Origin of the sequence: Alpinimonas psychrophila, from assembly GCF_014137865.1 — a bacterium.
Lineage (GTDB): Bacteria > Actinomycetota > Actinomycetes > Actinomycetales > Microbacteriaceae > Alpinimonas > Alpinimonas psychrophila.
The window spans coordinates 55,259-79,680 of record NZ_JACGWU010000003.1; the positions used below are offsets into that span (position 1 = coordinate 55,259).

At 60.6% G+C, this 24,422-nt stretch carries 23 protein-coding genes; 9 read left to right on the forward strand and 14 right to left on the reverse strand.

The window, feature by feature from the left end; translation table 11 throughout:
- Positions 1-15 precede the first annotated feature (15 nt).
- The 7 genes from FB555_RS06085 to FB555_RS06115 form a co-directional block, all read right to left on the reverse strand.
- A complete protein-coding gene (locus tag FB555_RS06085; protein ID WP_246323626.1) occupies positions 16-855 on the reverse strand; it encodes an exodeoxyribonuclease III in 840 nt (279 codons plus the stop codon).
- A gap of 2 nt (positions 856-857) precedes the next feature.
- On the reverse strand, positions 858-1,790 hold the full coding sequence (locus FB555_RS06090) for a YihY/virulence factor BrkB family protein (RefSeq protein ID WP_182484591.1): 933 nt from the start codon (positions 1,788-1,790) through the stop codon (positions 858-860).
- Positions 1,791-1,880: 90 nt separating this feature from the next.
- Positions 1,881-2,156, reverse strand: coding sequence for an HPr family phosphocarrier protein (locus FB555_RS06095; RefSeq protein ID WP_182484592.1), 276 nt, complete (start codon positions 2,154-2,156; stop codon positions 1,881-1,883).
- Positions 2,149-3,627 (reverse strand): PTS fructose transporter subunit IIC, encoded by a 1,479-nt coding sequence (locus tag FB555_RS06100; protein ID WP_182484593.1) that lies wholly within the window; start codon positions 3,625-3,627, stop codon positions 2,149-2,151. The genes FB555_RS06095 and FB555_RS06100 overlap by 8 nt, the downstream gene beginning before the upstream one ends.
- Positions 3,624-4,088: a PTS sugar transporter subunit IIA gene (locus FB555_RS06105; protein ID WP_182484594.1), complete on the reverse strand. Its 465-nt coding sequence runs from the start codon at positions 4,086-4,088 to the stop codon at positions 3,624-3,626. The genes FB555_RS06100 and FB555_RS06105 overlap by 4 nt, the downstream gene beginning before the upstream one ends.
- On the reverse strand, positions 4,085-5,071 hold the full coding sequence (locus tag FB555_RS06110) for a 1-phosphofructokinase family hexose kinase (protein ID WP_182484595.1): 987 nt from the start codon (positions 5,069-5,071) through the stop codon (positions 4,085-4,087). The genes FB555_RS06105 and FB555_RS06110 overlap by 4 nt, the downstream gene beginning before the upstream one ends.
- Positions 5,068-5,829: a DeoR family transcriptional regulator gene (locus FB555_RS06115; RefSeq protein ID WP_182484596.1), complete on the reverse strand. Its 762-nt coding sequence runs from the start codon at positions 5,827-5,829 to the stop codon at positions 5,068-5,070. The genes FB555_RS06110 and FB555_RS06115 overlap by 4 nt, the downstream gene beginning before the upstream one ends.
- A gap of 166 nt (positions 5,830-5,995) precedes the next feature.
- Here FB555_RS06115 and ptsP point away from each other — a divergent pair, with 166 nt between their 5' ends.
- Positions 5,996-7,636 carry a phosphoenolpyruvate--protein phosphotransferase gene (gene ptsP / locus FB555_RS06120; RefSeq protein ID WP_182484597.1) on the forward strand — a complete coding sequence of 547 codons (1,641 nt, stop codon included), beginning with the start codon at positions 5,996-5,998 and terminating at the stop codon, positions 7,634-7,636.
- Between the two features lie 17 nt (positions 7,637-7,653).
- Here the strand turns inward: ptsP and FB555_RS06125 are convergent, their stop codons facing one another.
- The 4 genes from FB555_RS06125 to sdhC form a co-directional block, all read right to left on the reverse strand.
- The gene (locus FB555_RS06125; protein ID WP_182484598.1) at positions 7,654-8,400 is read right to left on the reverse strand and encodes a succinate dehydrogenase iron-sulfur subunit; all 747 of its coding nucleotides are present in this window, start codon (positions 8,398-8,400) and stop codon (positions 7,654-7,656) included.
- Positions 8,401-8,402: 2 nt separating this feature from the next.
- Entirely contained in the window at positions 8,403-10,217 is a 1,815-nt protein-coding gene (sdhA, locus tag FB555_RS06130) for a succinate dehydrogenase flavoprotein subunit (protein WP_182484599.1), read from the reverse strand.
- Between the two features lie 64 nt (positions 10,218-10,281).
- Positions 10,282-10,734 carry a succinate dehydrogenase hydrophobic membrane anchor subunit gene (locus tag FB555_RS06135; protein ID WP_182484600.1) on the reverse strand — a complete coding sequence of 151 codons (453 nt, stop codon included), beginning with the start codon at positions 10,732-10,734 and terminating at the stop codon, positions 10,282-10,284.
- Positions 10,734-11,156, reverse strand: coding sequence for a succinate dehydrogenase, cytochrome b556 subunit (gene sdhC, locus FB555_RS06140; protein ID WP_343046420.1), 423 nt, complete (start codon positions 11,154-11,156; stop codon positions 10,734-10,736). The genes FB555_RS06135 and sdhC overlap by 1 nt, the downstream gene beginning before the upstream one ends.
- A 140-nt stretch (positions 11,157-11,296) precedes the next feature.
- Between sdhC and FB555_RS06145 the strand changes: the two genes are divergently transcribed.
- The 8 genes from FB555_RS06145 (at position 11,297) to FB555_RS06180 (ending at position 20,856) form a co-directional block, all read left to right on the forward strand.
- A complete protein-coding gene (locus tag FB555_RS06145; RefSeq protein ID WP_182484602.1) occupies positions 11,297-12,418 on the forward strand; it encodes a mannose-1-phosphate guanylyltransferase in 1,122 nt (373 codons plus the stop codon).
- 162 nt (positions 12,419-12,580) lie between these two features.
- Positions 12,581-13,657 (forward strand): BMP family lipoprotein, encoded by a 1,077-nt coding sequence (locus FB555_RS06150; protein WP_182484603.1) that lies wholly within the window; start codon positions 12,581-12,583, stop codon positions 13,655-13,657.
- Positions 13,658-13,785: 128 nt separating this feature from the next.
- On the forward strand, positions 13,786-15,300 hold the full coding sequence (locus FB555_RS06155) for an ABC transporter ATP-binding protein (RefSeq protein ID WP_182484604.1): 1,515 nt from the start codon (positions 13,786-13,788) through the stop codon (positions 15,298-15,300).
- On the forward strand, positions 15,297-16,559 hold the full coding sequence (locus FB555_RS06160; protein WP_182484605.1) for an ABC transporter permease: 1,263 nt from the start codon (positions 15,297-15,299) through the stop codon (positions 16,557-16,559). The genes FB555_RS06155 and FB555_RS06160 overlap by 4 nt, the downstream gene beginning before the upstream one ends.
- Positions 16,556-17,875: an ABC transporter permease gene (locus tag FB555_RS06165; protein WP_182484606.1), complete on the forward strand. Its 1,320-nt coding sequence runs from the start codon at positions 16,556-16,558 to the stop codon at positions 17,873-17,875. Before FB555_RS06160 ends, FB555_RS06165 begins: the two co-directional genes overlap by 4 nt.
- Positions 17,876-17,884: 9 nt before the next feature.
- Complete coding sequence (locus FB555_RS06170) at positions 17,885-18,316, forward strand: cytidine deaminase (protein ID WP_182484607.1); 432 nt, start codon at positions 17,885-17,887, stop codon at positions 18,314-18,316.
- 32 nt (positions 18,317-18,348) lie between these two features.
- Positions 18,349-19,647 carry a thymidine phosphorylase gene (locus FB555_RS06175; protein WP_182484608.1) on the forward strand — a complete coding sequence of 433 codons (1,299 nt, stop codon included), beginning with the start codon at positions 18,349-18,351 and terminating at the stop codon, positions 19,645-19,647.
- Between the two features lie 78 nt (positions 19,648-19,725).
- A complete protein-coding gene (locus FB555_RS06180) occupies positions 19,726-20,856 on the forward strand; it encodes an adenosine deaminase (RefSeq protein ID WP_182484609.1) in 1,131 nt (376 codons plus the stop codon).
- A gap of 9 nt (positions 20,857-20,865) precedes the next feature.
- Here FB555_RS06180 and FB555_RS06185 read toward each other — a convergent pair whose 3' ends face one another.
- The 3 genes from FB555_RS06185 to FB555_RS06195 are packed head-to-tail and all read right to left on the reverse strand — an operon-like array spanning position 20,866 to position 24,359.
- Positions 20,866-21,783 carry a DMT family transporter gene (locus FB555_RS06185; RefSeq protein ID WP_343046421.1) on the reverse strand — a complete coding sequence of 306 codons (918 nt, stop codon included), beginning with the start codon at positions 21,781-21,783 and terminating at the stop codon, positions 20,866-20,868.
- A 9-nt stretch (positions 21,784-21,792) separates the two neighbouring features.
- A complete protein-coding gene (locus tag FB555_RS06190) occupies positions 21,793-23,529 on the reverse strand; it encodes a phospho-sugar mutase (RefSeq protein WP_182484610.1) in 1,737 nt (578 codons plus the stop codon).
- Entirely contained in the window at positions 23,529-24,359 is an 831-nt protein-coding gene (locus FB555_RS06195) for a purine-nucleoside phosphorylase (protein WP_182484611.1), read from the reverse strand. The genes FB555_RS06190 and FB555_RS06195 overlap by 1 nt, the downstream gene beginning before the upstream one ends.
- Positions 24,360-24,422: the final 63 nt, after the last annotated feature.

The following is a 24,422-nucleotide window of genomic DNA, read 5'->3' on the forward strand; positions in this document are numbered from 1 at the left end:
CAGTTCGGGGGAAAATTAGAGGTCGTAGTCAACGACGACGGGGGTGTGATCGGACCAGCGTGTGTCATAGCTGTCGGCCCGGTCGACGACGTAGCTCGACACTGTTGCTGCAAGCGTGGGGGTTGCGAGCTGATAGTCAATGCGCCAGCCGGCGTCATTGTCGAATGCCTGGCCACGATAGGACCACCATGTGTAGGGGCCGGGTACTTCACCGGAAACCTGACGACCGACATCGACCCACCCAAGGCCTTCACCCGTTGTGCCATCCACCCCGGTAACGATCTCACCTTTGGAGCCCAGGATGCGATCAAAATAGGCACGCTCTCGCGGCAAGAAACCGGCATGCTTGACGTTGCCTTTCCAGTTCTTGATGTCCAATTCGCGATGGCCCACATTCAGGTCACCCGTCACGAGGGCATATTCGGAGTGCTCGGCAATCTCCCGCATGCGAATCGTCATGGCATCGAGAAACTCGTATTTCGCCACCTGCTTGGGCGTATCCGCTTCGCCAGAATGCACGTAACAGCTAACGACAGTGAGCGTCTTGTCGCCCACCACGTAGTCGGCCTCCAGCCAACGTCCCGCTGTATCAAATTCCTCAGCCCCGATCGAAACGCGATGAATCTGAGCCGAATTCCGGCTTGCCAAAGCGACACCGGCACGGCCTTTGGCGCTAGCGGCGTCGTGCAAAATGTTCCACTCTGGCCCAAGAAGTTCCTCGAGATCCTCAGTAGAGGCCCGAACTTCTTGCAACGCCAGGATGTCGATATCGCGAGCATCCAACCACCCCCCCATGCCCTTGCGGTAGGCCGCTCGAACACCGTTGACATTGACTGTGGCTACGCGAAGTGACATGTTCACAATTCTATTCGCGCGACCCGCGGAGCTCGGCTGCCAAAAATCCATCCGGAATCTTTGGCTTCGAGGCCGAGATCACTCATGCCGACGGCAATCCACGTCGCCGACAGGAGGTACACCCGGCACGCGATATTGAACCACACGAGCAGCCCGATGAAAACGGCGAACGACGCGAGAAGGGGATTCTGGCTCGTACCGGCAAGCAAATATGCGCCCCCAATTTTCATCGCGCCGAGCACGATCCCCCCGAAAAATGACCCGACAAAGAGTCTTTTCCACGGGATGGGGACACCGCTCAGCAAACGGATGAGCGAGGCCAACACGACCGTGTCCATCAACAGAATTAACAAGACGCCTCCGCCCTGCAGCGACGCGCGCAGGAAGGTGCTGGTTTCGGCGATTCCGGCCCACGTCGCGACAATTCCAATCAGTTTTGTAGCTAAGACGGATGCCGTCGCGCTCACAATAATGACAATTCCGTAGGCCAGAGCAATGATGAGGTCGTAAATCTTGAGGAGAACAACGTTGAGCGTCGAGGCGGGGAGATTGAAGATACGGTGAACCGCGATGCGAGCGTAATTGAGCCAGCCGATCGCCGTGTACAGCAGCACGAGGATGGCGATTGCGCCGGTCCACGTGAGGGCGGGGCTGTTGGTGAGCAGGGCAGGGTCGATAACGCCTTCCGTGCCAATGAATCCCGGGATCTGAATGTTAATAAAGGCAATAACGGCTTCGCGAATTGCCGGATGCCCGCTCAAATAGGCGCTGAAGAAAGTGAAGCCCACCCACACGGCAGCAAAAACGGCGAACACCGCTTGAAATGACATTCCCGCGGCGAGAAGGTTTCCCCCCGACGAGAGGTACGCGCGAAAAACGCGCACGGGACGCAGGCCTTGAGCCCAGGCAGACACTGCGGCAAGTCCTTGTTTCATTTCCTCAGCTTAAACGCCAAAATGGCCCACGCGAACCCCGGGGGAAGGGGACACGTGGGCCACAGGAGGCGACGGACGACCGAGATCCGGTTAGGCGGCGTCGAGATCCGATGCCAGCAGGCTCGCCAGCTCGTCGGCCACTGCCTCCGCGTTGTCACCATCGACGTCGAGCACGAGTTCTTCTCCGTGTCCGACGGCGAGAGCGAGCACCGAGAGGATGCTGGCGCCGTCGGCTGTATCACCGCTGGTTTTGGTAATCGTGACATCGTGTCCAGCGGCCGTCACAGCATGCACAAAAGTGCTGGCCGGGCGAGCATGCAGACCGACGCGTGATCCGACTGTTACGTGCCTGGTTGCCTTAGGCAATTGCGGCCTCCAGCGCTTCGTCGCTTGTTTCTGGATTCTTCTTAATGTTCTTCGCGACGAGAACCAGCAGAGCCGTTACGACGGTTCCAATAGCCACGGCAACGATGTACATCACCGGGTTCGAGACCAGCGGGAAGACAACCAGTCCACCGTGGGGCGCGCGCAGTCCGATGTTGAAGATACCGACGAGAGCACCGGTGAAGCCCGAACCGATCATGATCGAGGGGATCACGCGCAGCGGGTCGGCGGCAGCGAACGGAATCGCGCCTTCGGTGATGAAGAACGCTCCCAGGAGCCAGGCAGCCTTACCGTTTTGACGCTCGACGTTGGAGAAGAGGTGCTTACGAATGACCGTGGCGAGGGCAAGACCCAGGGGAGGCGTCATACCCGCAGCCATGACCATTGCCATGATGACAAAGGATGGGTCGGTCGGGTTCGTGTTGGCCAGCTGCGTTGCGAGCAAGCCGGTGGCAAACAGGTAGGCAACTTTGTTGACGGGGCCACCCATGTCGAAGGCCATCATCAGGCCCAAAACGAGACCAACGAGAGGCAGGTTGCCGCTGTCTGCCAGCTGCGTCAGTCCGGCGGTGAGGGCATCCATCAGGGCCTTGATGGGGGCGCCCAAAACGATGAACATGAGCCCACCGGTAACGAAGGATGCGACCAAAGGAATCAGCACAACGGGCATGACGGGCTTGAGCCAGTTCGGTACCTTCAGGCGGCTGAGGCCCAAGGCGACGAAACCACCCAGGAAACCGGTGATGAGCGCGCCCAGGAATCCGGCGCCCACGGCACCGGCGACAGCGCCACCGACAAATCCCGGAACGAGCCCCGGACGGTCAGCGATCGCGAAGGCGATGAAGCCAGAGAGCACGGGGAGCAGGAAGGCAAACGCGGTTCCACCGATAGCCAGGCACAGGGCCGCCCAATAGTGAACGTCGGATAGATTGCCCGCAGCGAGGGCGTCATCCTTGGCGGTGCCAAGAGCGATCTCGTAGCCACCCAGCAGGAAGGCCAGGGCGATGAGGATACCGCCGGCGGCCACGAAGGGAATCATGTACGAGACACCCGTCATGAGCCACTTGCGGATGCGCGTAGCCGTGCGCTCGTTGGCAACAACCTTGGTGGACAGTCGGGGGCCAGCGCTACCACCAACCAGAGGAGCGGAGGAGATTGATGCGACGGCGGAAGCGACGACAGCTTCTGCTTCGGCCAAGGCCTTGCTCACCCCAATCTGAAGGAAGGGCTTGCCGTTGAAACGGTTCTTGTCCTTCACCTCAAGGTCGGTGGCAAAAATCACGACGTCGGCGGCGTCAATGACGGCCTGGGGGAGGGGAGTGGAACCAGCGGAACCTTGAGTCTCGACCGAGATCTCATAACCCGCCTTCTTGGCAGCCTGCTCGAGAGCCTCGGCAGCCATGTAGGTGTGAGCGATACCGGTAATGCAGGATGTGACGGCGACAATTTTCATTGCTTCACCTCTCTAATGATGATCTCCGCGATGTCCGCACCGGTGCGCGCCTCGCGAAGAGATTGACGGAAATCTTCATGAACTAGTTTGCGGGCGAGTGACGCCAAGATGTGAAGATGTTTGTCATCGGCACCATCGGGGGCGGCAATCAAGAAAATAAGGTGGGCCGGGCCGTCCGCAGCCCCGAAGTTCACACCCTTTACGCTCGTGGCCACGGCAACACTGGGCACCGTGACATGAGCGGAACGTGCATGAGGGATACCGATACCGCCGGGCAAGCCGGTCGCCATCTGCTCTTCTCGCGCACGAACATCGACGAGGAAGCCCTCGAGGTCGGTGACTCGACCGGCGGCAGCAAGCGTTTGAGCCAGCTGACGCGTGGCGTCTTCCTTGGTTTCTGCGACCAAACCAACGATGACAATGTCTTCGGAGGTGAGGGCCACGTTCTGGATATCAGTCATCCGTGGAGCTCCTTAATAGTGAGGGTGTGGCTGGGGTTCATACGCACGCTGACGGCGTCGAGCGTAATGTTTTCGGGACCCGGGGCGTTGGTGGCGGGCAGTTGCACGGCAGCGGAACCCCACGCGACGGCCGTGGAGATGCGCAGTACGTTGGCGGAATCGATGTCGAGACTCTCGGCACGAACACGAACGTCGGCGGCGAGATAGCCCGCGAGCGTACTGTCGCCGGCGCCAACCGTGCTGTCGGCAATGACAGGGGCGTGGCCGGCCCAAATTGTTGCGGAGGGCGTCACCAGCAAGGCGCCGTTTTCACCGAGACTCACGACGATGGCGGCTTTTTCATTGGCCAATAGGCTCCGCGCAAATTCTTCCACGTCCCCGACCGTGGGGAGCCCTCGTCCGGCGAGTTCTTCCAACTCCTCGTGGTTGGGCTTCATGAGGTCGGCGACTCCGGAGTGGGCAACTTCGGCAAGGGCGCCGCCGGAGGTGTCCACGGCAAAACGCACGCCGAAGTCACGGGCCAGTTTTCCGAGATGCACGTAGAACGATCCATCGAGTCCGCGTGGCAAGCTCCCGGCGGCAACGAGCCAGGCGGGCCGCGTTTCCAGAACGCTCACGATGGCGCCGTGCAGTTCTGCCTTCTCGTCGGCGCTCAAGACAGGGCCCAACGCATTGATCTTTGTGGTGGTGCCGGCGGCATCCTTGATTGTGATGTTGTGACGAATTTCATCGTGGATGGGCGTTGTAACGGTGGAGATTCCGGCAGCAGTCATAGCGGCAATGATCCACTGACCGGTCGAGGCATCGGCGGGGAAGAGAGCCGAAGTGGGAATGCCGTTCTTAGCGAGAGCTTTCGAAACGTTGATCCCTTTGCCCGCGGGATCCTTGTGGCTGCTGAGGGCGCGGTTAACCTCGCCATTTTCGTATGTCTCAATTTCCAGCGTCAGGTCAACGCTGGGATTGGCAGTAAAAGTAATGATCATGCGACAATCACGTCCGGTCCCCCTTGTTCGATTTCACGCAACAGCTCGCTGTCAATGCCACTGTCGGTGATGACGGTGTCGATGAGGCTGAGGGGCGCCACGTTGGCAAAATCTTGGCGACCAAACTTCGTGTGGTCGGCGAGCACGACGGTGCGGCGAGCGGACTCGACAAAGAGTGTCTTGATGCGCGCTTCTTCAAGATCTGGTGTGGTCAGACCCCGATCTGCCGTCAGGCCGTTGATGCCGAGAAAGGCGACGTCAACGGAAATCGTTGCGAGTTCATCCTGAGGCCAGGTGCCGACAACCGCAAGAGTTTGGCTTCGGACGTGACCGCCCAGAAGGTGAAGAGAGATATTGGGGCGCGTCGCAAGGGTGGCCGCGATGGGGATGGAGTTTGTGACGACCGTCAGCTCGATGTGGGTCGGGAGCATGCTCGCCAGGCGAGATGTTGTCGTGCCGGCGTCGATGATGATGGAGCCGCCATCGGGGAGCTCGGCGAGGGCGCGGCGGGCAATGCGCTCTTTCTCGTCGGTGTAGACGGCATCGCGGTCCGCCACTCCGGGTTCCACACCGAGGCGGTCCACGGCAATGGCGCCTCCGTGAGCGCGCTGCACGAGACCGCGGCGCTCCATAACGGTCAGGTCGCGGCGAATGGTCTCGGGGGTGACATCAAGTTCTTCCGCGAGCGACTTGACCTCGACGCGACCAACGAGGCGTGCCTTGGCCAAGATGGCCTGGTGGCGCTCAGATGCGTACACGCGGGACTCCGTTGTCTGGGGAGAGGATCAGGGGCAGAAACTATTTTCTCCCTCGAATATACACACAAAATGTTTGTTTGTATTGTTTTAGTCCCGTTTTGGCTTGTTTGTGCTGTTCTGCCCGGGTAAAGTAGTCAACGCACGCGCATCTATGAGGAGTACAGCAATGGAGCTACACGGAATCGGCGTTGGCCGCGGAATCGCGGCGGGGCCCCTGAAGCGCATGCCGGAACCACTGGCCGAGCCAGCAGATGTTGCCCGCACCGCCGATGCTGAGGTCGAGATTGCCGTGGCACGGGAGGCACTTGCCGCCGTGGGTGCCTGGCTACGGGAACGCGGGATTGCCGCCGGAGGCGAAGCCAAAGATGTGCTGGATGCCCAAGCACTGATGGCGGCCGACCCCACGTTGGCCAAAGATATTGCGGCACGGATCACCGCGGGCACGACAGCCGAACGTGCTGTCTTCGATGCGTTCGCGAGCTTTCAGAAACTTCTGGAAGGCATGGGGGGATACATGGGGGAGCGTGCCACTGACCTCGCGGATGTCGCCCAACGCGTGATTGCCCGTTTGCGTGGTGTGGCTGCCCCGGGAGTGCCTGAATCGGATCAACCCTTTATTTTGGTGGCCCACGATCTAGCCCCGGCCGATACCGCACTGCTCGACTTCACCAAAGTCTTAGGGTTGATCACCCGCGACGGTGGCCCCACATCCCACACGGCGATCCTTGCTCGCTCCAAGTCGATCCCCGCGATCGTGGGCGTCGTTGGTGCCGACGCCCTCGTCGAGAACACCGTCATCGTGTTGGATGCGGGCACGAACACCGTCATCGTGGATGCGAGTGATACCGAGGTAGCGGATGCCCTGCAGCGCCGGGAAGCGTGGCTCACCGCCTCCAACGCCCCCATCACTGACGGAGCGCTCAAAGACGGCTACCTCGTTCCTTTGCTCGCGAATCTTGGTTCCGCGACGGAGGCGGCCGAAGCCATCGCCCTGGGTGCCGAAGGTGTCGGACTATTCCGCACGGAGTTCCTTTTTCTGGACGCGCTGTTGGCGCCGACCGTTGCCCACCAAGAAGAGCAGTACACCGCCCTGCTCGAGGCATTCCCTGGCAAAAAGGTCGTCGTTCGTGCACTGGATGCCGGGGCCGACAAGCCTCTCAGCTTCTTGAACGATGCCCATGAGGAGAACCCAGCGCTGGGACTTCGCGGCCTGCGGGCACTGCGTGTCAACGAGCACATCCTGCGCGATCAACTCACTGCTCTGGTGAATGCCCAGAACAAGACAACGGCGGACCTGTGGGTCATGGCGCCCATGGTTTCCGACGCGGAGGAGAGCGACTACTTCGTTGAGTTGGCACGTGAACTCGGCATCAACGTTGCCGGGGTTATGGCGGAGGTGCCGTCGTTGGCGCTGATGGCCGAGCAGGTCATGGTCAATTCCGACTTCGTGAGTATCGGCACCAATGACCTCACGCAGTACACGATGGCCGCCGATCGCATGCTCGGTACGGTTGCTTCCTACCAGGACCCGTGGCACCCCGCGGTGCTGCGCCTCATCAAGCAACTCGGCGTTGCCGGAGCACTGCTGGATTGCCCCGTCGGAGTCTGTGGCGAAGCGGCAGCGGACGCCAACCTCGCCATCGTGCTTGTTGGCCTCGGTGCGACCAGCCTCAGCATGACACCAGCAGCCTTCGCGGATGTTCGCGCGGCATTGCTCACCGTCACTCTCCCCGAGGCCCAGGCGCTCGCCGCCAAGGCTCTCACAGGTCGCACCGCCGCCGAATCCCGGGTGCTCGGCACCGCCTAGCACTCTCGTCTTTCGGGCTAGCGCTTTCCGCGCAGAACAGCCTGCTTCACTTCGGCGATAGCCTTAGTGACCTCGATGCCACGCGGGCACGCCTCGGTGCAGTTGAAGGTCGTGCGGCAGCGCCACACGCCCTCTTTGTCGTTGAGAATGTCGAGACGAACATCCGCTGCATCATCGCGCGAGTCGAAGATGAACCGGTGAGCGTTGACGATAGCCGCGGGGCCAAAGTACTGGCCGTCGGTCCAGAACACGGGGCATGACGTTGTGCATGCGGCGCACAGGATGCACTTGGTGGTGTCATCAAAGATGGCGCGTTGCGCAACACTCTGCGTGCGCTCCTTGCCGGCCTCGGGGGTGGAGTTGGCGATGAGAAAGGGCTTGACGGCGCGGAAAGCCTCGAAGAAAGGCTCCATGTCGACGATCAGGTCCTTCTCCAACGGCAGGCCCTTGATGGCCTCCACGTAGATGGGCTGGGTAATGTCGAGATCCTTGATCAGGGTCTTGCAGGCCAAGCGATTGCGACCGTTGATGCGCATCGCATCCGAGCCACAAATGCCGTGCGCGCACGAGCGGCGGAACGACAACGTGCCGTCCTGTTCCCATTTGATCTTGTGCAGGGCATCCAGGATGCGGTCGGTCGAGTAGACCGAAACGTCGAAGGATTCCCAACGCGCCTCGTCATCGACGTCAGGGAGGAAGCGACGAATAATGAGGGTGATGGTGAACGCGTCAGCGGCGGTGAGAGTTTGGGTCGCAGCAGCCATGATTAGTACTTCCTCTCCATGGGCTGATAATTCGTGATGACGACCGGTTTCCAGTCGAGCTTGATGTGGTCGCCGGCGTGCTCCGAGGAAGCATCACCGGTGAGGTACGCCATGGTGTGAACCATGTAGTCCTCGTCGTTGCGCAGAGGGTAGTCATCGCGCATGTGACCGCCACGGCTTTCCTTGCGGTTACGCGCTGAGTAGACGACAACCTCGGCGAGGTCAAGCAGGAAGCCCAGTTCCACGGCCTCGAGGAGGTCGGTGTTAAACCGCTTACCCTTGTCGTGAATGGAGATGTTCTTGTAACCCTCGCGCAGTTTCGTGATGGTGTCGGTGACCTGGCCGAGCGACTCGTCGGTGCGGAACACCTGAGCGCCGCGGTCCATTTCTTCCTGCAGTTCCTTGCGCAGTGCCGAGACGCGCTCGGTTCCCCCAGCGTTACGGATGCTCTCAATCATGTCGCGCACGGGGCCGGCAGGATCTTGCGGAAGAGGAACGAACTCGGCCGTCTTCGCGTACTCAACCGAGTAGCGACCGGCGCGCTTACCGAACACGTTGATGTCCAGCAGCGAGTTGGTACCGAGGCGGTTCGAGCCGTGCACGGAAACGCAGGCACATTCCCCCGCGGCGTAGAGGCCAGGGATGACGGTGTCGTTGTTGCTGAGAACCTCGGCCTTGATGTTGGTGGGAATACCACCCATGGCGTAGTGAGCGGTCGGCATCACGGGAACGGGCTCAACGACCGGGTCGACGCCCAGGTAGGTGCGCGCAAACTCGGTGATGTCAGGGAGCTTGGTCTCGAGGACTTCGGCACCGAGGTGGGTGCAGTCGAGGTAGACGTAGTCCTTGTTGGGACCTGCGCCACGGCCTTCCTGTACTTCTTGCACCATGCAACGCGCCACAATGTCACGCGGCGCGAGGTCCTTAATCGTGGGGGCGTAGCGCTCCATGAAGCGCTCGCCGCTGGCGTTGCGCAAGATGGCACCTTCACCGCGAGCACCCTCGGTGAGCAAAATGCCGAGACCGGCAAGACCTGTGGGGTGGAACTGGAAGAACTCCATGTCCTCCAAAGGAATCCCCTTGCGCCACAGGATGCCGACGCCGTCACCGGTCAGGGTGTGAGCGTTGGAGGTGGTCTTGTAGATCTTGCCGAAGCCACCGGTGGCAAAAATGATCGACTTGGCCTGGAAGACGTGAAGGTCGCCGGTGGCCAACTCGTACGCGACCACAGCGGAGGGGCGCTTGACGCCATCTACCTCGGTCATCACCAGATCGAGCACGTAGTACTCGTTGTAGAACTCGATGCCCAGCTTTACGCAGTTTTGAAACAGGGTTTGCAAGATCATGTGGCCGGTGCGGTCAGCGGCGTAGCAGGAACGGCGAACCGGTGCCTTACCGTGGTCGCGCGTGTGGCCACCGAAGCGGCGCTGGTCAATCTTGCCCTCGGGCGTGCGGTTGAAAGGAAGGCCCATGTTCTCGAGATCGATAACCGCGTCGATTGCTTCCTTAGCCAGGATCTCGGCGGCATCCTGATCAACTAAGTAGTCGCCACCCTTGACGGTGTCGAAAGTGTGCCATTCCCAACTGTCTTCCTCAACGTTGGCAAGGGCCGCAGCCATACCGCCCTGCGCAGCACCGGTGTGCGAACGCGTGGGGTAGAGCTTGCTGATGACGCCTACGCGAGCGTGCGGACCGGCTTCGATGGCGGCACGCATGCCGGCACCACCGGCTCCCACAATGACAACGTCGTATTGGTGATAATGAACCCCGTCGATGACCTTGGTCTCTTCGTGGGCAGATGAACTGGGTGACGTCACGAGTCAAACTCCGTTACAGGCGCAAGGCCATTGGGAAAGGGATGAGAAAAGTTAGCAAAGTGCGTTACTGCGGAGGGCAGAACGAGGGCAGCAACGAGAACTGATCTGCTGGCACGGCGGGACACGGGTCAAATGTGAAGATCACGAGGGTTCCCAAAATGATCAAGATCGCTGCCGAGGCGAAGATAGCGCCCTTAAGAACTCCGCCCAGACGAGGCGAGCTCGCGTAGTCGTTCACCAGGGTGCGCATTCCGTTGGCGCCGTGAATCAGTGCGAGCCACAACATGAGGAGGTCCCAGACCTGCCAGAAGGGTGTCGCATACTTGCCGGCGACGAACGCAAAGTCGATCGCCTTGACACCATCGCCCACCATGAGGTTGATAAAGAGGTGACCGAAGATGAGGACAACGAGCACGACGCCCGAGGCGCGCATGTAAATCCAGCCCCATTTTTCCCAATTGACACCGGAACGGCGAGCGGGAGTGGGGGAGCTGCGAGGAGCTTCAATGGTTGACATTAGTTACCCACCTCGCTGAAGACATTGATGAGATGGCGGGGTACGAAGCCGGCCATGAGGACAACCCAGACGCCCACAACAATCCAGAACATCAGGCGTTGGTATTTAACGCCTTTGCCCCAGAAGTCAATCAGGATGATGCGCAACCCATTGAGAGCATGGAAGATAATCGCACCAACAAGGCCAACTTCACCCAAGCCCATGATGGGGTTCTTATAGGTGCCGATGACGGCGTTGTAGGCCTCGGGGCTAACGCGAATCAGCGCTGTGTCGAGAATGTGGACGAGCAAGAAAAAGAAGATGGCCACACCCGTGATGCGGTGCAGAACCCATGACCACATTCCGGTGTTGCCGCGGTACAAGGTACCGCCCGGACGGGCTGATTTCTTTTTTGCTGAACGTGGTGCCGGAGCAACTGACACGTACAACCCTCCTTGGTTGTGAAGTGAGCACACGAAACGATCAAGTCGCACGCGAGCACAGGAACTAGGGATGAGTTTACGACTAATCGAATGGCGCACAGTGAGGCGATGTGGGCTTGCGTGCCCGATAGTGTTGCAATATGGCATTGCAGAGCGACCCCATTGATGGCTTTTACGTGGTAATTCCGGCCGGCGGAATCGGTTCGCGACTCTGGCCCCTCTCCCGCGCGGATGCCCCCAAATTCCTGCACGATCTAACAGGTTCGGGGTCCTCCCTTTTGAGGGATACCTGGGATCGCATGGCGCCACTTGCCGGGGAGCAACGGGTCATGGTTGTCACCGGTCGCGCTCACCGCGCCGCCGTAGAAGAGCAGCTTCCCCTTCTCGCGGATGCCAATGTTGTCCTCGAGAGCGAGCCCCGTGAGTCTTCTGCCGCTATTGGCCTCGCCGCCGCCATTTTGGAACGCCGCGAACCCGGTGTGGTCATCGGCTCCTTCGCGGCCGACCACGTCATTAAAGGTGCTCGATTCTTCCGCCAGTCGGTGACGGAAGCTGTTGCGGCGGCGCGTGCCGGTTACATCGCCACCATTGGCATCCGGCCCACCGAACCGGCCGTCGGCTTTGGTTACATTTGCGCTCCCCAGCCGGTCGCGATCGACGGCGCTCCCACGGCCCATATTGTTCAGTCTTTTGTCGAAAAGCCTGACTTGGCGACGGCGGAGTCCTACGTCACCAGCGGGGATTACATGTGGAACGCGGGCATGTTCATCTCGAAGGCATCCGTACTCCTCGAGGCTCTTGGTAAGACGCAACCGGAACTTCTCGCCGGGATCAATGAGCTGGCGGATGCCTGGGATACTCCGCGCCGAGGGGTGGTCGTCGATAAAGTCTGGCCACGCCTTGTGAAGATTGCGATCGATTACTCAGTTGCCGAACCCGCCGCCGCGGCCGGAAAGCTCGTCGTCATTCCCGGAGAGTTTGACTGGGATGACGTGGGGGATTTCGCCTCAATCGCCAAGCTGCATTCGACCGGCTACAAGAACGACCTCGCCATCCTGGGAGCGGACGCACGCGTGCTGGCCGATGCCTCCAGCGGCATCGTGGTTTCTGAAGGCGGCCGCACAATTGCGGTCATTGGCGTTAAGGACATTGTCATTGTCGATACCCCGGACGCCCTCCTGGTGACGACCATCGCCAACGCTCAAAAAGTCAAGAGTGTCGTCGATGCCTTGCGGCTCGCCGGCCGGGACGACGTCCTCTAACTGCATGTGAACGAATCCATGCTCAGATGAGCGCCATAACGGCACTTTGTGTAACCATTCCGTAGCGATTCGTTCGAAACGTCATTGTGATTCGTTGCATTCGGTAACGTGTTGTCAACACTCCAAGCACTCTTGCGCGGGGATCAATTTCTGGAGGTAATTTTGAGTACTATTACCCGCAAGGCCGCTTTTGCCGGTCTGGCATCGTTGGGGGCCATCGCCCTTCTCGCTGGTTGCGCTAGCGCGCCAGCAGCAAACACCGCATCGGCCGGAGCATCTAACTTCATCCCATGTATGGTTTCCGACGCTGGTGGATTCGATGACAAGTCGTTCAACCAGTCCGGTTTCGAGGGCCTGAAAGCCGCCGCCGCCAAGCTGGGCGTCACGCCCATCACGACCCAGTCCGCTGCCGAGACCGACTTTGCCCCCAATATCCAGAGCCTCGTCGACCAGGGCTGCAACCTGATCACCACGGTTGGTTTCTTGCTGGCTGACGCCACCAAGGCATCCGCTCTCGCAAACCCCACTATCAACTTCGCCATCATCGATGACAGCTCGATCGTTGCACCCAACGTGAAGCCCATCGTTTTTGACACTGCTCAGGCCGCATTCCTTGCGGGCTACGTAGCAGCGAGCTACAGCACCACCGGTGTCGTCGGTACGTTCGGTGGAATGCAGATTCCTCCCGTCACCATCTTCATGGATGGCTTCGTTGACGGTGTTGCTTACTACAACGCCCAGAAGAGCGCCAGCGTCAAGGTTGTCGGCTGGGACGTTGCTGCACAGACCGGTTCCTTCACGGGCGGCTTCGCTGCCGGTGTGGAAGCCAAGACCGCAGCTCAGGGCCTGATTGATCAGAACGCTGATGTCATCTTCCCCGTGGGTGGCCCCATCTTCTTGAGCGCTGCTGAAGCAATCAAGGACTCGGCAAAGCCCATCGTCATGATTGGTGTCGACGCAGACGCGTTCCTCACCGCTCCTGACATCTCGTCGCTGTTCTTGACCTCGGTTCTGAAGCAGGTTGGTGTTGGTGTTTCTGACGTCACAAACGCTGCCGCTGCTGGCACCTTCGACAACACACCCTTCGTTGGCACCCTTGCCAATGACGGTGTCGGCCTAGCACCGTTCCACGACTTCTCCGCCAAGGTGAAGTCTGGTCTTCAGGCTGAGCTGGACGTCATCAAGGCCGGAATCATTGCGGGCACGATTCCCGTGGTGTCGCCTTCTTCGCCCAAGTAATAACGCACCACCGGTGAAACGGGGAGGTTGGCCATATGGCTAGCCTCCCTGCTTCCTTTTTAGGCCCCTATGCTCAGGTGAGCAATTCGTTCTTTGCGCCACGTCACACTCAAAGTAGATTGAGACCCATGAAGCTCGAACTTCGCGGTATTACCAAAAGATTCGGCACGCTGACCGCCAATGATCACATTGATCTTGTCGTTCAACCCGGAGAAATTCATGCCCTTCTCGGAGAGAACGGTGCCGGTAAGTCCACGCTGATGAACGTTCTCTATGGCCTGTATCAGGCCGATGAGGGACAGATCTTGCTCGACGATGTCGTGCAGTATTTCTCTGGCCCTGGCGATGCCATGCTCGCCGGCATCGGAATGGTGCATCAGCACTTCATGCTGATCCCTGTTTTCACCGTGGCCGAGAACGTCATGCTCGGCCACGAGAGCACCACTTTCGGTGGTCGCCTTAACCTGGCCGCCGCTCGTGACAAGGTGCGAACCATTAGTGCACGCTTTGGTTTCGATGTTGATCCTGATGCACTCGTGGGCGACCTTCCCGTCGGCATTCAGCAACGCGTCGAAATCATCAAAGCCCTCTCCCTGGATGCCCAAGTTCTTATTTTTGATGAACCCACGGCAGTTTTGACACCTCAGGAGACCGACGAGCTCATGGCGATTATGCGCCAACTCCGGGAAGCCGGAACAGCCATCGTTTTCATTACGCACAAGCTGCGTGAAGTTCGCGAAGTTGCCGACAAGATTACGGTTATCCGGCTGGGGGCTGTTGTCGGGGAAGCTGATCCCGCGGCCACCAACGAGGAACTCGCCACGATGATGGTGGGGCGCGAAGTTGAACTCACCGTGCACAAGGCGCCGGCCAAGCCGGGGGCCGCATCCTTCGTGGTGCAAAACCTCACTGTCCTGGACGCTCACGGAAACCGCGTCGTCAACAACGTAAGTTTTGAGGTTCACATCGGTGAAATCCTGTGCATTGCGGGGGTTCAAGGTAACGGCCAGACCGAGCTGGCGGAGGCCATCATGGGGCTCGAGCCGCACACTCAGGGGGTCATTGAGCTGAACGGTGAGTCACTTCGCGGACGCAGCGTCCGTCACATTTTGGATGAGGGTGTTGGGTATGTTCCCGAGGATCGCTCGCACGACGGGCTCGTCGGGGAATTCACGATTGCCGAGAACCTCATGCTCGACCGGGCGAACGGTGCCCCCTTCGTTAAGGCAGGCAGCTTGCAGCTCAAGCACCTGGCGGAGTTTGCCACGATAACGTCGAAGGAATTCGATATTCGATCGCAGGGAATTCTCTCGAAAGCGAGCGAACTCTCGGGTGGGAATCAACAGAAAGTCGTCTTGGCGCGAGAGCTCAGCCGTGAGCTGAAGTTCTTCTTGGCGGCTCAGCCGACGCGGGGTATCGACGTGGGTTCCATCGAGTTTGTGCACAAGCGCATTGTGGCCACTCGAGATGCCGGGGTTCCCGTCATTGTGGTCTCCACTGAGCTTGATGAGGTGACGGCTCTGGCGGACCGGATCGCAGTGATGTATCGGGGCAGCATCGTCGGCATCGTGCCCGGCGATACCCCACGACAGGTTTTGGGTCTCATGATGGCCGGCGAAGTTCCAGCGGAGGTAGTGGCATGAGCGACAACAAATTAACGGCAGAGGTTGCCGAAACAAAACCAGCGCCACCCTCACGGTGGAACGTTGCTCTCAACGAAATCTTGAGCGGAAGCATCATCATCTCGATTCTCTCGGTGGTACTCGCTCTCGTCGTGGGCGCCATCCTGATCGTGCTGGTTGACCCGAAGGTCGCCACGGCGTCAGGCTACTTCTTTGCCCGACCGTTGGACACCCTCGGTTCGATGTGGGACTCGGCATCCGGCGCCTATTCCTCGCTATTCCAGGGGGCGATCTACAATTTCCGCCGCCCTGACTTCGCTTCGGGGATTCGACCCTTCACCGAAACCCTAAACTTTGCGGCGCCCCTCATCGTCGCTGGCCTCGGTGTCGCGTTAGCGTTCCGAGTGGGACTGTTCAACATCGGTGGCCGCGGCCAGATGCTCATCGCTGCGGCATGTGCCGGCTATGTCGGCTTTGCGTTTGACCTGCCTCCTGTGCTGCACCTTGTGGTGGCCATCGCTGCGGGTCTCGCTGGAGGCGCTCTCTGGGGCGGCATCGTGGGTCTCTTGAAAGCACGAACTGGTGCCCATGAAGTCATTGTGACGATCATGCTCAACTACGTGGCGTTCTACCTCGTCTCGTACATGTTGCGCACGCCCGGCCTCCTGCAGGCACCGGGATCCAACAACCCCAAGACGGCTCCGATCAACCCCAACGCCATCTTGCCGGATCTCTTGGGTACGACCTACAATCTCAATTTCGGTTTGATTATCGTGATCGCCCTCACCGTTCTGGTGTGGTGGATTCTGTCGCGCTCGAGCTTGGGATTCCAGTTCCGTGCGGTGGGGGAGAACCCCAATGCTGCGCGCGTTGCCGGCATCCGGGTGGACCGCATGTACATCTACGCCATGCTCCTCTCCGGCGGGCTCGTCGGTATGGCTGGCATCATTCAAGTGCTGGGAACGGTGCCCTCGGGCTTTAGCTCAGGCATCGATGCGGGAATTGGTTTTGACGCCATCACCGTGGCGTTGCTCGGCCGCGCTCGTCCCTGGGGCGTTTTCTTTGCGGGGCTCCTGTTCGGTGCGTTCAAGGCCGGCGGTTTTGCAATGCAGGCGGCCGAGGGTATTCCGATTGACATCGTGCTCGTTGTTCAGTCGCTCATCGTGCTTTTCATTGCGGCGCCTCCTCTGGTTCGCGCCCTCTTTAGACTTCCCACTCCCTTGGGGGAGCATAAACCGGTTTCGTTACGGAAGCCCAAGCTGAAGGCGGTGGCCCGATGAGTGTCACGACAACCAATTCCAATAACGCGTCCTCCGCGGCGTCCGGCGCCAACTCGCCGTCGCAGGTCATTGTGAGAGAAAAAGAAGCCATCCGCAGCTGGAAGGCCCCGATTTCGTTCGCAGTATTCGCCGCTCTCGGTGTAGTCCTGTTCTGGATCCTCGGGCGCGATGCTGTGAGTAACTTCCGTCTCTCGACCGATACAGACGTCATTCAGCTGGCCTCCGTCGATTTGCCGACTCAGCTAACGGGGATCGTGATCAGCCTTGCGCTCATTCTCATCACGGCCTACAGCTTCTGGCTAAGTGTGGTTAAGCGTCCAACTCCGATTTGGGTCGTAACGGTTTACGGTGTTTTGTTCATGGTGGGTTTCCTCACGTGGGCCGGCGCTGGCGAGTCAATTCTCGTTCCCGGGCTTCTCCTAGGTGCTGTCGGTCTGAGCATTCCACTGATCTTTGGCGCCATGGGCGGCATCATCTCCGAGCGCGTCGGGGTCGTCAACATCGCGATCGAGGGGCAGCTCTTGGCAGGCGCCTTCGTGTCGGCTGTCGTGGCCTCCGTGACCGGAAACGCTTATTTGGGGCTGATCGCGGCCATGGCGGCGGGAATGCTCGTCTCCTTCGTGTTGGCGACATTCTCGATCAAATACCTGGTTGACCAAGTCATCGTCGGTGTAGTGCTCAACGTGCTTGTACTCGGGCTCACGAGCTTCTTCTACTCCAGCATCCTGACTGAAAACTCGTCACTCTTGAATTCACCTCCGCGCTTTGACCGCATTGAGATCCCTCTTTTGAGCCAGATCCCCATTGTGGGCCCGGTTCTCTTTCGCCAGACGCTGATCGTGTACTTGATGTACATCATCGTTGCCGTTGTGGCCTATGCCCTGGTGAAGACCAAGTGGGGTCTGCGCTTGCGATCGGTGGGAGAGCATCCTCAGGCTGCCGACACTGTTGGCATCAACGTCTACATGACACGCTTCTGGAACGTCTCCCTCGCGGGAGCGATTGCCGGAATTGGTGGCGCATACTTCACCCTCGGTTCGGTGGGTTCCTTCCAAAAAGACATGACCGCGGGCGCCGGTTTTATCGCCCTCGCTGCCGTTATCTTTGGACGCTGGGACCCCATCCGGGCACTGCTGGCGGCCCTGCTCTTTGGTTTCGCGACCAACCTGCAAAGCGTGCTCGCCATCATCGGCTCGCCCGTACCCAGTGAGTTCATGCTCATGTTGCCCTATGTCGTCACGATCATTGCGGTCGCCGGATTCGTGGGCAAGGTCCGAGGGCCGGCCGCCTCCGGCAAGCCCTATATCAAGGGTTAGGAGCCCGCCATGACGAACGATATCGATTGGGTTGCCCTCAAGGCGGCCGCTGTGGCGGCCAGGGCCGGCGCCTATGTTCCCTACTCGAAGTTTCCCGTGGGTGTTGCCGCGCTCACGAGCGACGGTCGCATCATCTCCGGCTGCAATGTCGAGAACGCTTCGTACGGCCTCACGCTGTGTGCCGAGTGCGGTCTCGTTTCCTCGCTCCATGCCACCGGGGGCGGCACCCTGGTGGCCTTCACGTGTGTCGACGGAAATGACAACGTGTTGATGCCGTGCGGCCGCTGTCGTCAGCTTCTGTTCGAGCACTCGGCTCCCGGCATGGTGCTGGAGACCGTCTCAGGGTTTCGCACCATTGAAGAAGTCTTGCCGGATGCCTTCGGGCCCCGGGTACTTGATGCGTACAGCGCAACGGCATCCTCTGCACCATCCGCTCCATAACCAGAATTCAACGAAAGTAGCGCAGTAACCGCATGACAATCGAACCGTTCGACGCCGTTCAGCTCATCACGATCAAGCGCGACAAGGGCGAACTCTCGACCCCGCAGATCAACTGGATGATTGAGGCTTACACGCGCGGCTACATCGCCGACGAGCAGATGGCCGCCATGACGATGGCGATCTTCTTGAACGGCATGAGCCGTAGAGAGATCAAAGACATGACGATGGCCATGATCGCTTCGGGCGAGCGCATGAGCTACCCGGGGCTGGGAAAACCCACCGCCGACAAACACAGCACCGGCGGAGTGGGCGACAAGATCACCCTGCCGCTCATGCCCTTGGTGGCGTCCTTCGGCGTGGCCGTGCCTCAGCTGTCTGGCCGCGGCTTGGGCCACACGGGTGGCACGCTAGACAAGCTCGAGTCCATTCCTGGATGGCGCGCGAACCTCACCAACGCGGAGATGCTGCAGCAGCTCAAGGACTACAGCGGCGTCATCTGCGCCGCCGGTTCGGGGCTGGCTCCGGCCGACGGCAAGCTGTACTCCCTTCGTGACATCACCGGAACGGTCGAGGCCATTCCCCTTATTGCCTCCAGCATCATGAGCAAGAAGATCGCTGAGGGCACCGAGTCCCTCGTGCTCGACGTGAAGTTTGGCTCCGGTGCCTTCTTGAAGGACATCGAGCGCTCGCGTGAGCTTGCCCGCACCATGGTGGCTCTCGGAACAGATGCCGGTGTCAACACGACTGCCCTGCTCACCGACATGAACGTTCCCCTTGGCTTGGCCATCGGGAACGCAAACGAGGTGCGCGAATCGGTGGAAGTTCTGGCCGGTGGTGGCCCCGCCGATGTCATCGAGCTCACGGTGGCCTTGGCGCGCGAAATGTTGGCGATGGCAGGCATGCCCGATGTGGATGTCGCCGCGAACCTTCATAACGGTAAGGCCATGGATTCCTGGCGCCAGACGATCGCGGCTCAGGGTGGAGATCCGGATGCGGCACTGCCCGTTGCTCGCGAAACCCACGTCGTGCTCGCCGAACGTGACGGTGTACTGCTCGACCAGCTCGCCCTTCCCTTCGGCATCGCTGCCTGGCGCCTCGGGGCGGGCCGCGCGCGCAAGCAGGATCCCGTGCAGCACGCTGCCGGAATCGACCTGCACGCCAAGCCCGGTGACGTCGTTCGCAAGGGTGAGCCGCTGTTCACCCTGAGCGCCGACGAGCCGGCCCGCTTCGCCCGCGCTCTCGAAGCGCTTGAGGGCTCCTACGTTATTGGCGACGCCAAAGACTACGTTGCTCGTGGACCGCTGGTCGCCGAGCGCATAACGGCTAACTAACCGACAGAAAACGTTCATCTTTATCGCGTAACGTCACGAGCGTTGCGCGAGCTCCGAACTTCAAAAAAAGGATCCCTAATGTCTTTCGAAAACGACTTTTACGTTGATGGCGTCGACGTCACGGTGTTGCCGAAGATTTCGCTCCACGATCACCTCGACGGCAGCCTGCGCCCCGAGACCATTCTGGAGCTCGCCGCCGAGGCTGGTATCGCGGTTCCCGCAACCGATGAAGAGTCTTTGAGACGTTGGTTCGCCGAGTCCTCGAACTCCGGCTCGCTCGTGGAGTACTTGAAGACGTTCGACCTCACGTGTGCCGTCATGCAGACCGCGGAAAATTTGACCCGCGTTGCCCGCGAAAGTGTGGTCGACCTTGCTGTCGACGGTGTGATTTACGGCGAACTTCGCTGGGCGCCCGAGCAGCACCTCACGCAGGGGCTCACGCTGGACGAGGCTGTTGAAGCCGTTCAGGTGGGGATCGAAGAGGGGATTGACGAGGCAGAGGAGCTGGGGTACAGCATCCGGATTGGTCAGCTCGTGACCGCCATGCGTCATGCCGACCGCAGTCTTGAGATCGCCCAACTTGCCGTGCGCCACCGCACCAATGGTGTCGTCGGCTTCGATATCGCTGGGGCCGAGCTCGGTTTCCCCGCCTCAAACCACGCCGCGGCATTCGACTTCTTGGCGCACGAGTACTTCCCCGTGACGATTCACGCGGGGGAAGCTGACGGCCTCGGCAGTATTGAGAGCGCGTTATACGACGGCCGTGCCTTGCGCCTTGGTCATGGCGTGCGCTTGGCGGAAGACATCGATGTTAATGGCAAGGACGGAGATGCCACCTATGTCACGATGGGAATGCTTGCCCACTGGGTCAAGGATCGCGGCATCACGCTGGAGACCAGCCCCACCTCGAACCTGCAGACTGGCGCCATCGCGCAATGGGGCGATGACATCACTGATCACCCCTTCGACCTTCTGTACCAGCTGGGATTCACCGTCACGGTCAACACCGACAACCGTCTGCAGAGTGACACGACGCTCACGCGCGAACTATGGCTGGTAGCGGATGCTTTTTCCTACGACCTTGCCGACCTTGAGACGTTCCAGCAGAACGCTGCCGCTTCGGCTTTCCTTCCTTCTGAGGAACGTGACGAGCTCGCCGAGCTCATCTCGGACGGCTTCGTAGCCGCTGTGGCGGCTGCGCGCCGCTAGTCTCTGCGGCTAGGCGGCTGCGAGACTCTTCACGCGAGCCCTCACTGCCGTGCCAGCGAGAATGAAAACCGCGGCAGCAGCAATCCAGACAACGGGTGAAATCACTTCACCAAAGATAAGCGCAGCCCACACAATTGTGAGCACAGGCTGAATAAGTTGGATTTGACTGATACGTGCCATGGGGCCGATTGCCAAACCCCGGTACCAGGCAAAGAATCCTAGGTACATGCTGATGAGGGCGATATAGGCGAACCCCAGCCAGGCCTGCGGTGTTACGTAAGCACTGATCGCAGCCAGGCTGATCAGAGCGACGGGAATCATGGCGGGTAGCGCAACAACAAGGGCCCAACTGATGGTCTGCCACGAGCCAATTTCCCGCGCCAGGAGGCCACCCTCTGAGTAGCCGATCGATGCCAGGATGACTGCGCCTACCAAGAGTAGGTCACCGAGCGAAGGACCAGTGTGCGCTTCGCTGGTCAGTACGGAGAAGACAGCAACGGCCGCGGCACCGCTCAGTGAGGCAATCCAAAAAGTGCGGGACGGCCGTTCGCGACCGCGAATCACCGCGGCCACGGCGGTAGCCGCCGGTAAAAGGCCAATCATGACAGCGCCGTGCGATGACGGAACGAATAGCAGGGCAAAGGATGTGAGGAAAGGGAATCCCACCACCACGCCGAGGGCGACAACAGCCAGGCGTAGCCATTGGCGACCACCAGGTAGTTTCGTGCGGGTGAGAGCCAACACAGCAATAGCAATGGCGGCCGCGACGACAGCCCGGCCCGCGCCGAGGAAGAGGCTCGGGAAACTTGTGAGGGCCAGCGAGGTCATGGGTAGTGTGAAAGAGAAAGCCACCACCCCGAGGGTGCCAAAAAGAATCCCGGCGAGGGGTGTACTCGTGAGACTCTTGGGGGGCGTTCGCGGGGTCACGCGTGAAGCCTACGCGACGAGCTCCTCGGCCCCAGCCCGCAGGGCAGCGAGCGAGGTCTGGGCGACGGCCTGGCGTTCGGCCAGTGTGCCCTCGGCACAGTGGGTGTCGAGGTAGATCTTGAGCTTGGGCTCGGTGCCGCTCGGCCGAATCATGACGCGCGAGCCATCGGCGAGCCACAGACGCAGAACGTCGGCGGGAGCGAGGCCGTCGAAGCCGGCGGAGAGGTCGTCGATCGAGGTGACCGCGATGCCGCCAAAATTGGTGGGCGGCGTCGCGCGCAACGAGCTCATGATGTCAGAGATGCGGCTGATGTCGGTGACGCGAAGCGAGACCTGGTCGCTGGCGAAGTGACCGAAGCGCAGGCTGAACGCGTCGAGGTGATCGGCGATGGTCTTGCCTGCGAGGGCAAGGTCGCTTGCAAGGGATAGAAACGCGAGGCCGGCGGAGATGCCGTCCTTGTCGCGCACCGTCTCGGGGTTCACGAGGTAGCCGAGAGCCTCCTCGAAGCCAAAGAGGAGCCCGGGCGCTCGAGAGACCCATTTGAAGCCCGTGAGAGTCCAGGCGAAGTCGAGTTTGTAGTCGGCAGCAACGGCGGCCAAAGCGGGGCTGGACACAATGGAGCAGGCCAAAGCGCCAGTGGTCTTGCCTTCGCGGGTAGCACGATCGGCGGCCCACCAACCAAGGAGGGAACCGACTTCATTACCGGTCAGGCGGCGATACCCCTCTTCACGGGAGGCATCGGGGATGGCGACGGCCAGGCGGTCAGCATCCGGGTCATTGGCAATGATGAGATCGGCATTGGCTTCGCGTGCCGTGGCATAGGAGAGGTCGAGAGCGCCGGGCTCCTCAGGGTTGGGGAAAGCCACCGTGGGAAAGTCGGGGTCAGGCTTAATCTGGGCCGCGACAATGACAGGCTCATCGAAACCAGCGGCGCCCAGCGTGCTCGCGAACGTCTCCCACCCGACGCCATGCATGGCCGTGTAGACGACTTTTAGCTGCGTATCGGGGGCGGCCACGAGAGAAGAGGTGAGGGCGATGTAGGCGTCTATAACGGATTCTTCGGCCAGCTCAAACTCGCCGCGGGGGAGTTCCAACACACTCAGGTCGCGGGCAACGCTGTCGATGTGATCCGAGATGTCAGCATCGTCGGGGGACACAATCTGCGAGCCGTGGTTGAGGTCTCCGAGGTACACCTTGTAGCCGTTATCGGCGGGAGGATTGTGACTGGCCGTGACCATGACACCGGCACTGGCCTTCAGCTCGCGCACAGCGAATGCCACGAGTGGCGTGGGCAGCATGCGGGGAAACAGGATGGCACGGATGCCGACCCCGGCCATAATCTCGGCGGTGTCGCGGGCGAAGATGGCGGAGTTCTTGCGGCCGTCATAGCCGATGACGACGCTGGGCGCGCGATCCTCGGCACCGGAGGAACTCGCGGCACGGTGCTCGAGAAGGTACGCAGCGAGGCCGGCGGCGGCCTGGCTGACCACTACTCGGTTCATGCGGTTGGGGCCGGCGGCTATCTCGCCGCGGAGCCCGGCCGTGCCAAACGCGAGGCGCGTCGAGAGACGGTCCCGCAGAGATTCGCGAGCAGCAATTTTGCGAGAAACACCCTCGTCGGCCGTGACGGTGTCATTACCGCCGGCAGCCTCAGCGAGTAACAGTGTCAGCTCGGCACGGGTTTCGGCATCCGGATCTTGCGCCAGCCAAGCCTCGGCCGAGAGGGCAATGTCGGCATCCGTCATCACAGTTTCACCACGATTCGGGCAAGCAGGTCGCTGATGACCGCTTCGGCGTTACGCCCAGCCTCGAGCACCTCGGTGTGCGACAGGGGTGTCTTCTGAATGCCGGCGGCGAGGTTTGTGATGAGCGACATCCCCAGCACCTCCATGCCGGCTTGGCGGGCAGCAATCGCCTCGAGGGCCGTGGACATTCCCACGATGTGGCCGCCCATGATGCGGGCCATCTGCACCTCCGCGGGTGTCTCATAATGGGGGCCGCGGAACTGTGTGTAGACACCCTCATCGAGGGTGGAGTCAACCGTATGCGCAATGTCGCGTAGGCGCTGGGAGTACAGGTCGGTCAGGTCGATAAAGGTCGCGCCCTCGAGCGGAGAGGCCGCCGTCAAGTTGAGATGGTCACTGATCAACACCGGGGTTCCGGGCTTCCACGTCTCCTTGATGCCACCGGCGCCGTTGGTCAATACCATCACGGATGCTCCCGCCGCCGCCGCGGTACGAACACTGTGAGCGACTCGCCGAACGCCGTGACCCTCGTAGAAATGGGTGCGGGCGCCAATGACCAGAGCGTGCTTTCCGTTGGGTAACAGGATTGATCGCAACGTGCTCGCGTGGCCCACCACGGCGGAGGCGCTAAAGCCCGCAATCTCGGTGGCGTCGATGACGGCGGTGGTCTCACCAATGAGATCCGCGGCCTTGGCCCAGCCGCTTCCGAGCGTCAAGGCGATGTCATGCTTGGCCACGCCCGTCTTCTCCGCTAGCTGGGCGGCAGCGAGTTTCGCGACCTCGAACGGGTCGGCGGAAGGATCATCCAGAGGGTTCACGTAGTCAGACATGAACTAACCCTATTGCTACGAGCGTGTGAGCAGGGGAGCGCTCTTTTGCGCAGTTTGGTGAGG

Excerpts from the sequence above, each read along its gene's own strand:
- FB555_RS06085 (WP_246323626.1), bottom strand. The coding sequence starts at position 855 with ATGTCACTTCGCGTAGCCACAGTCAATGTCAACGGTGTTCGAGCGGCC.
- FB555_RS06090 (WP_182484591.1), bottom strand. The coding sequence starts at position 1,790 with ATGAAACAAGGACTTGCCGCAGTGTCTGCCTGGGCTCAAGGCCTGCGT.
- FB555_RS06100 (WP_182484593.1), bottom strand. The coding sequence starts at position 3,627 with ATGAAAATTGTCGCCGTCACATCCTGCATTACCGGTATCGCTCACACC.
- FB555_RS06105 (WP_182484594.1), bottom strand. The coding sequence starts at position 4,088 with ATGACTGATATCCAGAACGTGGCCCTCACCTCCGAAGACATTGTCATC.
- FB555_RS06110 (WP_182484595.1), bottom strand. The coding sequence starts at position 5,071 with ATGATCATTACTTTTACTGCCAATCCCAGCGTTGACCTGACGCTGGAA.
- ptsP (WP_182484597.1), top strand. The coding sequence starts at position 5,996 with ATGGAGCTACACGGAATCGGCGTTGGCCGCGGAATCGCGGCGGGGCCC.
- FB555_RS06125 (WP_182484598.1), bottom strand. The coding sequence starts at position 8,400 with ATGGCTGCTGCGACCCAAACTCTCACCGCCGCTGACGCGTTCACCATC.
- FB555_RS06135 (WP_182484600.1), bottom strand. The coding sequence starts at position 10,734 with ATGTCAACCATTGAAGCTCCTCGCAGCTCCCCCACTCCCGCTCGCCGT.
- FB555_RS06145 (WP_182484602.1), top strand. The coding sequence starts at position 11,297 with ATGGCATTGCAGAGCGACCCCATTGATGGCTTTTACGTGGTAATTCCG.
- FB555_RS06155 (WP_182484604.1), top strand. The coding sequence starts at position 13,786 with ATGAAGCTCGAACTTCGCGGTATTACCAAAAGATTCGGCACGCTGACC.
- FB555_RS06160 (WP_182484605.1), top strand. The coding sequence starts at position 15,297 with ATGAGCGACAACAAATTAACGGCAGAGGTTGCCGAAACAAAACCAGCG.
- FB555_RS06165 (WP_182484606.1), top strand. The coding sequence starts at position 16,556 with ATGAGTGTCACGACAACCAATTCCAATAACGCGTCCTCCGCGGCGTCC.
- FB555_RS06170 (WP_182484607.1), top strand. The coding sequence starts at position 17,885 with ATGACGAACGATATCGATTGGGTTGCCCTCAAGGCGGCCGCTGTGGCG.
- FB555_RS06175 (WP_182484608.1), top strand. The coding sequence starts at position 18,349 with ATGACAATCGAACCGTTCGACGCCGTTCAGCTCATCACGATCAAGCGC.
- FB555_RS06180 (WP_182484609.1), top strand. The coding sequence starts at position 19,726 with ATGTCTTTCGAAAACGACTTTTACGTTGATGGCGTCGACGTCACGGTG.
- FB555_RS06190 (WP_182484610.1), bottom strand. The coding sequence starts at position 23,529 with ATGACGGATGCCGACATTGCCCTCTCGGCCGAGGCTTGGCTGGCGCAA.
- FB555_RS06195 (WP_182484611.1), bottom strand. The coding sequence starts at position 24,359 with ATGTCTGACTACGTGAACCCTCTGGATGATCCTTCCGCCGACCCGTTC.